This window comes from Exiguobacterium sp. KRL4, assembly GCF_001870785.1.
GTDB lineage: Bacteria > Bacillota > Bacilli > Exiguobacteriales > Exiguobacteriaceae > Exiguobacterium_A.
This window is the reverse complement of record NZ_MOLV01000005.1, coordinates 154,726-167,785: the sequence shown is the minus strand read 5'-3', so window position 1 is coordinate 167,785 and position 13,060 is coordinate 154,726. Positions and strand designations below refer to the sequence as shown.

The following is a 13,060-nucleotide window of genomic DNA, read 5'->3' as shown; positions in this document are numbered from 1 at the left end:
TAGTTGAAAAAAAGCAAAGGGGTTGTTGAAAATGATGCAACAGATCATGGAGCGGGCGAAAGATTTGGTCGCAAGTAAATTACAGATTGTTGAAACGGCAGAAGACTGGGAGTTGCTGCTCGAGGAAATCCGGGGAATCGATGAATGGGTCCAACTATCGCGTTTTTACACACCACGCAAGAATCAATCTGGACCTGTCGAACCGGTAAAAGACGAACCGGCACCATTACTCAGTCAGCAGATGGAAGAAGACACATCCACCGTCGAGCAACGATATGCGTACACGTTTGTCCGTGAGCTGAAGGGTGGCTCATTACGGGAATGGCCGAACAGCCAGATCTCGGAAAAGGAAATCCGCCAATGGAACCTCGAGCATGGAATGGAAGTCCGTGTTCAGATCATCCATCAAGACCATCGCCGGACGTCACTGGAAGTGCTCGCCGTCGTCGCAACCAATCAAATGAAGACGCTTGAGGAACGAATCGTCTTCGAGAAATGTATCGTCAAGAATCACGGTATCATCGAGTCGACAGTCGAAGGACCGTTGAAGGATGAGACGGGGAAACCGTTTTACTATGCAACACCGGTGGAAGACATGCGATTCTTTCAATTGAAGGAAGGGCAACTCGTCGACTTGGTCATGTGGAAAGGTCATCCGGAAACACTGACGATTGCCTGGAAGTATGCTTTTCAATATGAAGAGCCGATCGTTCAACCGTTCGATCCGTCAACAGAAACGAAACCAGCAGACGCGACGGCAGAAATGACCGTGACACCCGCATCAAAAAAATCGACCGGACGATATGCCAAGCAGATGAAGCGAAAACCGAACGTAAAAAAGGTCCGGCAACCACGCCGGATTCGGGAAAAGAAACAACAACCGATGACGCCGCTCGTCACGACATCGCTGCCGGGACAACCAATCGATTATGTCGACAAGGAGCCGCTTGAGTTTGCATCGTTTAAAGGAATGCGGCTTGTCATCGTCGGAAACGAACAGCAGGCACCGGTCTACCGGACATTTTTCGCCGAGACCGGAATCGAGCTCATTCATTTAGCGGGAGACGCCCAGTCGGCTAAAAAAATCGCCAGCCTGGCTAAAAAGACCGATGTCATCACGAGTCGTGTCTCGCATGCTGCGTCAGCACATGTCATTGCGCAAGCGAAAAAACATGCCATCCCATTTGCGATGGAACGACTCGACGGTCGCCGTTCACTTTATACGGCCTGTCAGCGTCAGCTTGAGAAAGCCCGCCTGCACAAGCTAAAAACAGGGAAATCCTGAAAAAAACTGAAACTCCTCGCCGGATAAACCGTAAATAAGAGTAGAACTTATTTTGAGGAGGATCTTATTCATGTCAGCACAATTAAAAAAATCAGCGAAGGAAGCACTGAGCGGTCGTTGGGGATTTACCATTCTCATGTTTGTACTGTTTTCTGTACTTCAAAGCATTCCAGGAAGTTTTGCATCTGATACGAATGATTCCTTTACTGCTGGTGATGGGGTTGCTTTTATCTTAATGATTGTCGCATTACCACTTTCAGTTGGTTGGACATGGATTACAATGTCTATCGCACGCCAAGAACAAACAAAAGTGACTGATTTATTTGAACCATACAAAATGTTCTTAAAAGTAATCGGTCTAACCATTGTTCGCTCACTTTTGTTAGTTTTATGGTTTATGTTGTTAATCGTTCCTGGAATAATCAAGTCGTTTTCGTATATGTTAACGTTCTATATTTTACGTGATGAGCCGTCAATTGGCATTATGGATGCAATTACGCGCTCACGCCAAATGATGGATGGACACAAAATGGAAGCATTCCTATTGATTTTGTCATTCATCGGTTGGTTTTTACTTGGCGTGATTACAATCGGAATCGGGTTCTTATGGATTATTCCTTACTTCAGCGTCACACTCGCGAAATTTTATGATCGCATCCGCGGTGAAGAAGCCCCTGTCGAAGAATCGACGTTTGTTGCCCCATATTAAGACGAGGAGGATGAGAGCTCAGCTCTCGTCCTTTTTTAAATGTCTCTTTTTAATTCCGATTGGAAAACAAGGTTTAATGGTTGCTTTACTCTGCTAAAAAGTGTACGATAATTCCAATAATTCTTATCAAGAGAAGTCGAGGGAATGGCCCGAAGACACTTCAGCAACCCCGCATCATGAGCGGAAGGTGCTACTTCCTAAAGGGGGCAATCCCTTTACAGATAAGAGCAGACATGATTAATCCGTCGCTCTTTTCGATTTTCGAGAAGAGCGATTTTTTAATAAGGGGGACATAACGGATGGAGTATGGATTTTGGTTACCGATTTTTGGAGGGTGGTTACGAAACGTCGAGGACGAACAGATGCCGGCGACGTTCGACTATGCCAAACAGGTCGCGCAAACAGCAGAGCAAATCGGGTTTTCGACGACGCTGATTGCGGAATTGAACTTAAATGACATTAAAGGGCTTGAAGCACCAAGCTTAGAAGCATGGACGACGGCAGCTGCAATTGCCGCGACGACGGAACGACTGGAAATCATGACGGCTGTCCGTCCCGGGTTCCATAATCCGGCGACGACCGCGAAGATGGCAGCAAACATCGACCAACTTAGCAACGGACGCTTTACACTGAACGTCGTCTCTGCTTGGTGGGAAGAAGAAGCGCGGCAATACAACGGGATCTTCACGGCCCATGACGAACGGTATGCGCGGACGGAAGAGTTTGTCACGATCATGAAAGGATTATGGGCAGATGCCTCACCGTACAGCTTCGACGGGAACTACTATACGCTCGAGCAGACACAACTGCATCCGAAGCCGGTTCAACGACCGGGCATCAAGTTGTACGCAGGTGGGGAAAGTGAAGCCGGCAAACAAACCATCGTCAATCATTGTGATGCCTATGTCATGCACGGCGGAACGGTGGAAGAAGTGGCCGTCAAGATTGAGGATATGAAAGCGCGTCGACATGCAACAGGACAGCCGCCGCTTGAAAGTTTTGGACTGGCTGCTTATATCATCTGCCGCGATACGGAGGAAGAGGCCGTTCAAGAATGGCAACGGATCACGGACGTCAAAGAAGACAGTGCTGGATACGCAGGATACGACGACTTCGTCAGCAAATCGCAACTCGAACAACAGGTGAAGCGGAATGACTATTCGGTCTCGAACCGTGGACTCCGTCCTGATTTAATTGGAACACCGGAACAGATTGCCGAGCGGATTCTTGCCTTTGAAGAAGTCGGAGTCAGCCTTTTGCTCCTGCAGTTCTCACCGCAACTGGAAGAAATGGAACGCTTCGCGCGCGACGTCATGCCGCTCGTCGAAGAAAAACGAAAGGTAGGTCAAACCAAATGACAAAAATTCATATCTTACACGAAAACCAGGAATGGACGGATCATCTGATCAAACGACTCGAGGAACTGGAGTTGCCGTATGAACAGTGGCATCTCGACGAAGGACAAGTCCCGCTTGATGAAGTCCCGCCGTTCGGTGTCTTTTACAGCCGGATGAGTGCATCTTCGCATACGCGCGGTCACCGTTACGCACCGGAACTGACGGAAGGGGTACTTGCATGGCTCGAGGAACACGACCGGACCGTCTTCAACGGAACACGTGCGTTGCGACTGGAAGTCAGTAAAATCAATCAATATACGGCTCTTCGAAAAGCCGGTATCCGTGTTCCGAAGACGACGGCTGCCGTCGGTCGTGATCAGATTGTCGAAGCGGCGAAAAATATCGGCGTATCTTCGTTCATCACAAAACACAACCGCGCCGGAAAAGGACTTGGTGTCCAGTTGTTCCATTCGATCGAAGCACTTGAGACATATCTTGATGGACCAACGTTTGATGAACCGGTCGACGGGATCACCCTGATTCAAGAGTATATCCAGGCACCGGAACCGTATATCACGCGCTGTGAGTTCGTCGGCGGGAAGTTTGTTTACGCTGTCCAAGTCGATACATCAGAAGGCTTTGAACTGTGCCCGGCGGATGCCTGTGTGATCGATGACTTATTCTGCCCGGTCGGGGAAGAAACCCCGCAAACACCGATGAAATTTAAAGTCGTTGACGGATTTGATGATCCAATCATTCAAAAGTACGAAGCCTTCCTGCAAGCGAATCAGATTGCTGTCGCCGGGATCGAATTCATCAAGGATGCGGATGGAACGATCTATACGTATGACGTCAACACGAACACGAACTACAACTCGGATGCGGAAGCGGCCGCCGGTAAGTTCGGGATGTTGGAGCTCGCGAAGTTCCTCGGTGCTGCACTTGAACGTCAAACCGTAAAATAAATATTTTCTACCGATTAAAATGAGCCAAATACCCTGCATGTGACGTAGTCTGAAGTTAGAACTACACACATCAGGGTATTTTTTAACAAAAGGAGGTTTTGGGATGGTAACGTGGCACGAAGAAAAAGTCCTCGACGTTCCAATCGAACAGGCTTGGCATCTATTCGATCATGATCGGCTGCAACGCCTGATTCCGGGTGTCGTCCAGCACGAAGTGATTGAGCGCAAACCGGAAGTCGTCGGTTCGACGTACCGGCAAACGTATATGCAGGGGAACCGGTTAGAGACGTACATCGTGACGGATCTTGCCTATACAAGCGAACCGGACTTTAAACAAAACACGATTGGCTTTACGCTTGCGAAAATCTTTCAGCTCGAGATGACGTTTACACTGAAACGGCTCGACGAAACGAGCTGTCAGCTGATTTATACCGGAAAAAACGAAGGCGCCAACTTTGTCGGCCGAAGTCTGTTGTCACTCGGAGGCGAACGGGAGACGGAAAAAATCGTGCAAGGGTTACTCCGTCGTGTGGAAGAAGAGGCGAGTCACCTGCGTGCATAATCGACAAAGGCATCTACTCGACTGGAGCAGATGCCTTTCGTTTTGATTCAAAAAAAGAGGAGGTCTTATCCTAAAGCAGTTAAAAATTTTGCGACTTGTCGATCGGCGTTCATCTCCGAAAGTGGACTCCACTTCACTTCGGTCAGAACTTGGTCTACCTCCGTGCGCTCTGGATCATACCCTAAAACCGGTTCGGATGAATCGATTTGTCTGACTAGAAAGCAGATTTCTTGTCCTCTTGAGTTAGTCTCTGAGTAAAGAGGTTTGATGATGCGGATGGCGAGATTCACTTCTTCTTGGAACTCCCGAATGACGGCGTGTTCGAAGGTTTCATTGGCTTCGAGTCCTCCACCGGGTAACGTCCAGAAACTTCGGTCGTTCGTCTCAAGCCGGACCATCAGAATCCGACCGTTCTCAATCAAGACTCCACAGGCACGATGACGTTTTTTCAAATCAGTGTCCTCCTCCAGTCGTAATGGATGATACCTTCAGTTTACAAAAAAAGAGACCCAATCCGCTAGGACAGGTCTCTCCGGTGCTTAGTTCGTCGCGTACAACGTTGTTAATTGTTGTTGGACAGAGTCGTTGTTGAGGTATTCATCATACGTCGTTTCTTTGTCGACGATACCGTTTGGTGTCAATTCGATGATCCGGTTTGCAATCGTTTCAACGAACTGATGGTCATGCGAGCTGAACAGCATCGCGCCTTTATAAGCGATCAAGCCATCGTTGAGTGCTGTGATCGATTCAAGATCCAAGTGATTCGTCGGATCGTCGAGAACAAGAACATTTGAGCCGCTGAGCATCGCTTTTGATAACATACAACGGACTTTCTCTCCCCCGGATAAAACAGAGGCTTTTTTCATGACTTCTTCGCCTGAGAAGAGCATCCGACCGAGGAAACCACGAAGGAACGTGTCGCTCTCATCGGCTGGCGAATACTGGCGTAACCAGTCGAGAATCGTTTTGTCCGAGCCTTCGAAGAAAGCAGAGTTATCTTTTGGCAGATACGATTGTGACGTCGTGACGCCCCATTTGAATGTGCCGCTGTCTGCTTCGACTTCACCCATGAGGATTTTAAAGAGTGTCGTGATCGCAATGTCATTTTGGCTGATAAAGACGACTTTATCTGTTTTGTTTAATGAGAAACGGACATTGTCGAGGACTTTGACACCATCGATCGTCTTCGAGATACCATCGACGATCAACAGATCATTTCCGATTTCACGTTCCGGCGTAAAACCGACGAACGGATAACGGCGTGACGATGGACGGATATCATCGAGTGTGATCTTATCGAGCAACTTCTTCCGTGATGTCGCTTGTTTCGCTTTTGAGGCGTTCGAGCTGAAACGGGCGATGAAGGCTTGAAGTTCTTTGATTTTTTCTTCTTTTTTCTTGTTTTGGTCGCCTGCCATACGTGAAGCGAGCTGACTTGACTCGTACCAGAAATCATAGTTTCCGATATAGAGTTGGATTTTTCCGTAGTCGAGATCGGCCATGTGCGTACACACGTTGTTGAGGAAGTGACGATCATGGGAAATGACGATGACCGTGTTCTCAAAACCAATCAAGAATTCTTCGAGCCATTTGACGGCTTTCAAATCAAGACCGTTGGTAGGCTCATCGAGTAACAGGATGTCCGGTTTACCGAATAAGGCTTGGGCAAGCAAGACTTTGACTTTCTCGCCACCGGTTAATTCGGCCATCGTTTTTGTGTGCAAGTTTTCTTTGATTCCAAGACCTTGTAAGAGCATCGCCGCTTCCGACTCTGCTTCCCATCCGTTCATTTCTGCGAACTCACCTTCGAGCTCAGCGGCACGCATGCCGTCTTCGTCCGAGAAGTTTTCTTTCATATAAATCGCATCTTTTTCTTTCATGACTTCATATAGACGTTTATGTCCCATCATGACCGTTTCGATGACTTGGAACTCTTCATATTCATAATGGTTCTGACGAAGGACACCAAGACGTTCGCCCGGTGTGATGATGACGTCTCCTTGTTGCGCTTCGATATCGCCTGCAAGAATTTTAAGGAACGTTGATTTACCGGCACCGTTTGCGCCGATGAGACCGTAACAATTACCTGGTGTGAACTTGATGTTGACGTCTTCGAATAATTTGCGGTCCGCAAAGCGGAGACCGACGTTTTGTACTGTAATCATATAGAGATGAACCCTCGTTTCTAGTGTGTGATGTGCTGTTACGAGTGTACCACAAAATGATACGTCTCGTTTCAAGGACAAAGTTCTTTACATCTTAGACCGGATTCACCAAATTAGCAACCTCGCTTTTTAAAAAATGAAACATTTTCCAATCTGAGGCGTAAGAATAGATAGAAAGTTTACGAAGGAGGAGGACGTCATGGCAGCACTTTTCACCTTGCTGTTGTTTGCACTCATCGTCTTACTTGCGATTGAACTGTATAAGTATATCCAAGACAAAATCGATAAAGGGGATTCCAAATGAGAGAAATCAAGCCAAAGAAACGTATCAGACCGTCGATGATCATCGCGGGTGTGATCGTCGTCGCCCTTCTTGCGATGACACCGTTCATCATCGAACAGATTGAACCGGGGCAAGTCGGTGTCGTCTACAAACCGTCAAGCGGTGTCCAGGATGAGACGCTGTCACAAGGGTGGCATATCGTGTCACCGATCACGCGTGTCACGGAGTATCCAATCCGGACCCAGACGAAAGCACTGGATAACATGACACTCGCGACAAAGGACGGAAAAAACATCGTCGTCGACTTTACGTATAGTTTTTCTGTTTCACCGGATCAAGTGACGGAAGTCTTCAATAAATTTGGTCCAATCGAGATTGACGAGATCGCTGCAGGTTATTTGAAACAACGCCTCTACGATGCATCACGTGAACAAATTTCAAAAGTAACGGTCCTCGAATTGTTCGGGGAGCAGTCTGGAAACGTCTCGACAAGCATTCAGACACAGTTTGCGGAAGACGTCAAAAAAATCGGATTCATCATCGAGGACGTCGCACTCGGTGCACCGAAACCGGACGCGAAAACACAGGAAGCGATCGATGCGCGTGTCAAAGCCTCGCAAGAACTCGATAAAAAGAAAACGGATCTTGCGATTGCGAAAGCAGAAGCGGAACGTCTGCGAGTCGAAGCGAAGGGTGCGGCAGATGCTCGACTGATCGAAGCCCAAGGACTCGCCAAAGCCCAAAAAGAATTGCAGAAGACATTGACGGAAGAGATGATCCAATACGAAGCTGTCAAGAAATGGGACGGAAAATCACCGCTCGTCAGTGGATCCGGTAGCATGGTTCAATTGCCGATTCCGGATCAGCAAACAACAACAGAAGAAAAGTAAGAAATGGGTACGTCTTTCGATCGAAAGGCGTATTTTTTTTGCTGAAAATTTAAAAGGAAACTGTAATTCTGAAAAAGTAAAATAAAGTAAAAAGTTAAGTGGAAGACGCTTAAAATCATATTTCAAGAAAAAAATCTGTAAAGTACCTTTTTAAAATACCCATTAATTAGTTTATTTACCTGTTTTGAAGGAAATAAACGTTACTATGTACTAGGTCTATTGAAATAGGTCAATGGGAGGGAAAAAGATATATGTATAGAAATCGTTCCCCGAATCTCATCATCCTCATGATTTTTCTCTGTTCATTACTTTTACCTGTGAATTCGAGCCGAGCTGTCACGAATCAGACTGAGTCAGAAGAACCATTAACGGTTGAACTGTGCAAAAATTTCTTAGAAGAAATGGAAAAGGAGACGGACGCGTCTGATAATCCTCTTCTTTTAGAAAAACTGAAAGCATGCGAAGTAGTACTGGAAGAAGCAGAATTAAAAGAGGCGGATCAAGAAGATGAAACAGCCGTTCCGGACAAGACATCTCCGGAAGAACAAGAGGAACCAAATGAAGAAGTAATCTCACCAGCAGATCCAGAGAAGGACGAGTCCGTGACTTCACCCACACCTGAGAGCGACACCCCGACGACCCCAGAACCATCCACATCCGGGACTGAAAACCCGATGCCTCCAGATATACCAGCATCCGAGGACGATACTCCAGCAAACTCTGATTCCGAAAATTCTGATTCCCCTCTTTCTGAAGAGGAAGAATCTCCAATCGCTCCACCTTCATCAACAGAAGAAAAATCGAATGAACAACAGAAGGATTCTCCTGTAGAAAAAAAGGAAACCTCGCCGGAAGAACTGCCGGTACCTAAAGCAACAAAAAAAGAGCCAGTAGCAAAGCGACAAGCGGTAACCCCTCGTCTTGCCGGTATCGCTGTGCTCGGAAATTCCAGCTTGAGTGTTACGTATAATGCCACTACGAAAACGATTCAACTCGTCAATGATGTTTCGAGCTTACTGAACGCTAACTTATCGAGTGGCTATATCACCTTTCGGTTGCCACCCGAGGTGATGCAGAGCATTGAAGCGAATTCAGTTCAACTCCAGTATCGATATAGCGGATTGTTAGGAATCGGAACACGAACGGTCGATGTGGTACCGGTAATTGATCGAACCACTAATCAAATTTACGCCGATGTCAGTTCCTTACTAAAACTATCTTTACTAAGTAATGATCGTTTCATATTATCGTTTAAAGTCGGGCAATTACCGGTTGGTCTAGATAAAACCTATACCTTCAAAAGTGCTTTAGTCGACGGTTTGATTGATTTAAATGTATTAAGTGGCAATACCGCAACGGCGACACTCGGAATCGGTCCGACGTTCAGTCTGACTGTTCCATCGACGCTCGATTTTGGAAGTCACGAGTTAACGGGACGGGAAACTGTCATTTCGCGACTTGAAGCAATGACGATTTTAATCGCGCATGAAAATGCAGCAGGATATAACTGGCGGTTACAAGCCAGTCTGACCCGTCCATTGACCAGCACGGAAGGGGATGTCCTTAAAGATGTCTTATATTTCAAGACGGCGACGAAAAAGCAGCTGCTTCAAGCGGCAGAGATTGAAATCGCAGCCGGACAAATGACGACAAACCAGAATCAATCGCCTCTCACCTATGCCAAAGAAGAAGGAATTATTTTAGATTTGACTGGAAAATACGCTACACCTTCAACATATAGTACAGATATTCAATGGAGTTTAGTCAATGCGCCTTAACAAGGAGGAGGAAATTTAGATGAAAAAACGGTTTGTTGCAACCTCGGTATTGATGAGTACAGTTTTATTGCTTGGAACGACTTCTGCATTCGCTGCTACGACGTCGACAGGAAACTCGAAGGCGACCATTACTTTTACGACAAATACAGCACCCGTTATCGTCGATCCTGAAACTCCAGATCCAACAAAACCTTATGATCCTGCCGGCGATGGAGGAAACAATCCGACAGGAAATACGGGTCCCCTTACTCTTGACTATGCACCAAATTTTAATTTCGGTTCGCACGAATCACGTGCGACCAATTCAGCCGTCTATCAAGCGCTGGATAAAAAACCGTTCCTGCAAGTAACCGATCGACGCGCAATTCGTTCCAAGTGGGACGTGAAAGTGAAGCTGGGCAAATTTACAAACTCACAAACATCAGATGATTCTTTAGCAGGAGCGAAACTATCCATCAAAAACGGGATTGTTAAATCAGCGATTGTATTAACTGACATTCAGGCACCGACTACTCAAGATGTTGTATTAGAAGCAGGCGCAACAGACGGTACATCGATTTTATCTTCAGCTGCCGGTACGTTCTCGACATGGCTCGTTTACTGGCCAGGAGACTTGGTAGGACAAGCTCCTAATACCCGTATCTCGCTAGATGTTCCAATCAATACACAAGTTGAAGGAACACACACGGCTACTCTTGAATGGGTTCTCTCTGACGTCGTGAATTGATTCGGAATCAAGGGGGAGTAGAGATGAAAAAATGGGGCATCACTAGTCTTGCTGCTATATTGTATCTGTTCATCAATGCAGGGAATCCATCTTTTGCCAAAGCAGATGAACATATCAATTTTTCAATTGAAGCGATACCAAACAAATTTCAAGTCGACTCGGGTGTCACGTACTTTGATTTACGAATGGCAGCCAATCAAAAAACGGATGTTCGAATTCGGATCTATAACCATAGTTCATATGATCAAACGTTTTTAACATCTGTCCGGAATGCAACGACAAATGGAAACGGATTGATTGTTTACGAGCAGAAAAAACAGCTCGCATTGGCTCCCATATCTTTAACAGAGATGATTCGACCGGCTACACAATCGACCTTCATCAAGGGTGGGGAATCCAAAGTAGTATCGCTTCCGTTGCGAATTCCAAATAAATTGACCGGAACGGTTCTTGCAGGAATTCGGGTCGAGAAAAAATTTAGTGAAGGGGATACAAAAAAAGATACGATTGGAATTCAAAACCGGCACGCCTATATTATCGGATTGAAAGTGCGTTCTGAAATTAAAGATCTTTCTCCCGAATTAACCTATGAAGGAGTACAAACCAAATCGTATCTGACGCGTCCGAATGTTTTGGTGAAGCTTGCAAACCAAACACCTACTATTACGCAGCCGATGAAGTTTGAAGCGGTGGTGACGAAAAATAAAAAGGTCGTCGTCCGTAAAACAATGGAGGTACGATTTGCACCATCGACCTATATGACGGTACCCATTGAAACAATGGGTATTTTACAAGCAGGTACGTATCAAATGGCTGTTCTTGTCGAAGGGAAGGAACGGACGTGGAAATGGAATGATGAATTTAAAGTGACGAAAAAACAAGTCAAACAAATGGAAGAGAAGATTCCGAAAATCGAAAAAAATCCGAATTCTTTCATTGGAGAATGGTCCAAGGAATTAATGGTTGCCTCAACGTTGATCATTTTTCTCTTACTCGGATATATCTATCGATTGAAGAAACAACAGCATACGTCATGAAAAAAGCAGGTTCTCATAGCGAGAATCTGCTTTCGTTATACCGTCTTATTTACTTGACTGGGCGAATCGTTCAGCAATTGCCACAACGACTTCCGTTGCTTTCACCATATTGTCGACGGAAATGAATTCAAACTTTCCGTGGTAGTTTTCGCCACCCGTGAAGATGTTTGGTGTCGGAAGTCCCATGTACGACAGTTGCGAACCGTCCGTCCCGCCACGGATTGGTTTGATAATAGGTGTGATACCACGTGACTCCATCGCCGCATGTGCGATATCAACGATTTCCATGTGCGGCTCGATTTTTTCACGCATGTTGTAGTATTGGTCGTTTAGCTCCAGTTCAACGCTTCCCGCTCCATATTTCTTGTTCCATTCTTCGACTAAAGCCGTCAGGAAGTGTTTCCGGGCTTCGAACTTCGTCCGGTCAAAATCACGGATGATGTACTGGACCGTCGTTTTTTCGACCGATCCTTCAAACGAAATCAAATGGTAGAATCCTTCGAAACCATCCGTAAATTCAGGAGCTTCGTCACCCGGTAACCGGTTTTGGAAAGCCATCGCGTGTTTTTGCGAATTGACCATCTTGTCTTTCGCCGTCCCTGGGTGGACGTTCGTGCCATGGAAAACGATTTCTGCCGCAGCGGCGTTAAAGCTTTCATATTCGAGTTCGCCGAGTGGACCACCGTCGACTGTATACGCAAACTTCGCATCAAAGGCCGCGACATCAAAATGGTGGGGACCACGACCGATTTCTTCATCCGGTGTAAAAGCGACACGAATCCGACCGTGTTCGATTTCCGGATGGGTGATAAGGTGATGCATCGCTGTCATGATTTCGGCGATGCCGGCTTTATTATCTGCACCAAGCAAAGTTGTCCCGTCTGTCGTCATCAGTGTATGTCCGACATAGTTTTTAAGTGCTGGGAAATCCTTTGGTGACAGGATGACAGGAAGCGTTGCGTTGAGTACAAGGTCTTCTCCATCATATCCTTCGACGATTTGCGGATTGACGTTTGTTCCCGTGAAATCAGTCGCCGTATCCAGGTGGGCTAAAAATCCGATTGTCGGAATGTCCGCATCGGTATTTGCAGGAAGGGTCGCCATGACATATCCATTGGCATCGACGGTCACATCACTCATGCCAATATCGTTCAGTTCATCAACCAGTAGTCGTGCGAGTGTCCATTGCCCGTCTGTTGTCGGAACGGTCGTACTTGCGTAGTCAGACTGTGTATCGATTTTCGCATATGTAGTCAAACGACGAATCAAATCATGTTTCAAAGAAAAAACGTCCTTTCTGAGTTAAGGTAGTTTCATCATAT

General features: G+C 46.3%; 12 protein-coding genes and 1 riboswitch. Of the genes, 9 read left to right on the top strand and 3 right to left on the bottom strand.

The genetic code is table 11. The features are described from left to right. Positions 1-31 precede the first annotated feature (31 nt). The 5 genes from BLD48_RS05210 to BLD48_RS05190 all read left to right on the top strand — a co-directional run bounded on the left by BLD48_RS05210 (position 32) and on the right by BLD48_RS05190 (position 4,858). Entirely contained in the window at positions 32-1,285 is a 1,254-nt protein-coding gene (locus BLD48_RS05210) for a DUF2325 domain-containing protein (protein WP_071499243.1), read from the top strand. 70 nt (positions 1,286-1,355) lie between these two features. Further along, complete coding sequence (locus BLD48_RS05205) at positions 1,356-1,994, top strand: DUF975 family protein (protein WP_071499242.1); 639 nt, start codon at positions 1,356-1,358, stop codon at positions 1,992-1,994. A 120-nt stretch (positions 1,995-2,114) separates the two neighbouring features. Continuing rightward, positions 2,115-2,222: riboswitch (SAM riboswitch) on the top strand. Positions 2,223-2,293: 71 nt separating this feature from the next. Continuing rightward, positions 2,294-3,352, top strand: coding sequence for an LLM class flavin-dependent oxidoreductase (locus BLD48_RS05200; protein ID WP_071499241.1), 1,059 nt, complete (start codon positions 2,294-2,296; stop codon positions 3,350-3,352). Next, the gene (locus tag BLD48_RS05195; protein ID WP_071499240.1) at positions 3,349-4,296 is read left to right on the top strand and encodes an ATP-grasp domain-containing protein; all 948 of its coding nucleotides are present in this window, start codon (positions 3,349-3,351) and stop codon (positions 4,294-4,296) included. The genes BLD48_RS05200 and BLD48_RS05195 overlap by 4 nt, the downstream gene beginning before the upstream one ends. 103 nt (positions 4,297-4,399) lie before the next feature. Beyond that, positions 4,400-4,858 (top strand): SRPBCC family protein, encoded by a 459-nt coding sequence (locus BLD48_RS05190; protein ID WP_071499239.1) that lies wholly within the window; start codon positions 4,400-4,402, stop codon positions 4,856-4,858. Positions 4,859-4,923: 65 nt separating this feature from the next. Here BLD48_RS05190 and BLD48_RS05185 read toward each other — a convergent pair whose 3' ends face one another. Continuing rightward, positions 4,924-5,310 (bottom strand): NUDIX domain-containing protein, encoded by a 387-nt coding sequence (locus tag BLD48_RS05185; RefSeq protein WP_071499238.1) that lies wholly within the window; start codon positions 5,308-5,310, stop codon positions 4,924-4,926. A gap of 87 nt (positions 5,311-5,397) precedes the next feature. Then, positions 5,398-7,023, bottom strand: coding sequence for an ABC-F family ATP-binding cassette domain-containing protein (locus tag BLD48_RS05180; protein WP_071499237.1), 1,626 nt, complete (start codon positions 7,021-7,023; stop codon positions 5,398-5,400). Positions 7,024-7,323: 300 nt separating this feature from the next. Here BLD48_RS05180 and BLD48_RS05175 point away from each other — a divergent pair, with 300 nt between their 5' ends. The 4 genes from BLD48_RS05175 to BLD48_RS05160 all read left to right on the top strand — a co-directional run bounded on the left by BLD48_RS05175 (position 7,324) and on the right by BLD48_RS05160 (position 11,738). After that, positions 7,324-8,196, top strand: coding sequence for a prohibitin family protein (locus tag BLD48_RS05175; RefSeq protein ID WP_071499236.1), 873 nt, complete (start codon positions 7,324-7,326; stop codon positions 8,194-8,196). Between the two features lie 317 nt (positions 8,197-8,513). Continuing rightward, positions 8,514-9,974, top strand: coding sequence for a hypothetical protein (locus BLD48_RS05170; protein WP_161487692.1), 1,461 nt, complete (start codon positions 8,514-8,516; stop codon positions 9,972-9,974). A 19-nt stretch (positions 9,975-9,993) separates the two neighbouring features. Continuing rightward, positions 9,994-10,701: a WxL domain-containing protein gene (locus BLD48_RS05165; RefSeq protein ID WP_083412243.1), complete on the top strand. Its 708-nt coding sequence runs from the start codon at positions 9,994-9,996 to the stop codon at positions 10,699-10,701. A gap of 23 nt (positions 10,702-10,724) precedes the next feature. Next, positions 10,725-11,738, top strand: coding sequence for a DUF916 domain-containing protein (locus BLD48_RS05160; protein ID WP_071499234.1), 1,014 nt, complete (start codon positions 10,725-10,727; stop codon positions 11,736-11,738). 45 nt (positions 11,739-11,783) lie between these two features. Here the strand turns inward: BLD48_RS05160 and pepT are convergent, their stop codons facing one another. Next, positions 11,784-13,019 carry a peptidase T gene (gene pepT, locus BLD48_RS05155; protein ID WP_071499233.1) on the bottom strand — a complete coding sequence of 412 codons (1,236 nt, stop codon included), beginning with the start codon at positions 13,017-13,019 and terminating at the stop codon, positions 11,784-11,786. Between the last annotated feature and the right edge of the window lie 41 nt (positions 13,020-13,060).